Origin of the sequence: Treponema sp. UBA753, assembly GCF_002297325.1 — a bacterium.
Taxonomy (GTDB): Bacteria; Spirochaetota; Spirochaetia; order Treponematales; family Treponemataceae; genus Treponema_D.
The window spans coordinates 3,305-3,677 of the sequence record NZ_DBKJ01000026.1 but is presented as its reverse complement, the minus strand read 5'-3'; the positions used below and the strand labels follow the sequence as shown (position 1 = coordinate 3,677).

Annotated in this window: 1 protein-coding gene; it reads left to right on the top strand. The window is 39.9% G+C overall.

The genetic code is table 11. The features are described from left to right. Positions 1 to 84 precede the first annotated feature (84 nt). Positions 85 to 373 (top strand): hypothetical protein (locus tag B4C08_RS01930; RefSeq protein ID WP_296662328.1); only part of this gene is annotated, 289 nt, incomplete at its 3' end.

Sequence of the window (373 nt, the reverse complement as noted above, 5' to 3'; positions counted from 1 at the left end):
TATAATATTAGAGACGATAAGGAAAGGTAAGGGAAGATAAAAAGGAAAGGGGCGGTCTTAGATACCGCCAGAGGTAAATTTAATATGGCAAATCAGAAAACTGTTAAGATGAACGACAATGCTAAAAAAATTATGGACTTCCTTAATGCTCATAAGGGTGAAGCTTTCACCTTTGCCGAAATCAATAAGGCTCTTGGTCTTAATCTGAAATCTACCGGAAGCATCACTCGTCTCATGAAAACTGAAAAGAATCCGGACGGCATTATTGAACACGGGGAAGAAAAGCTTGTTGAAGTCGTAGTTGTTAAGAAGACCAAAACTTACATGATTCCTAGTGATAGTACCGAAGAGCCCACCGAAGAACCCACCGAAG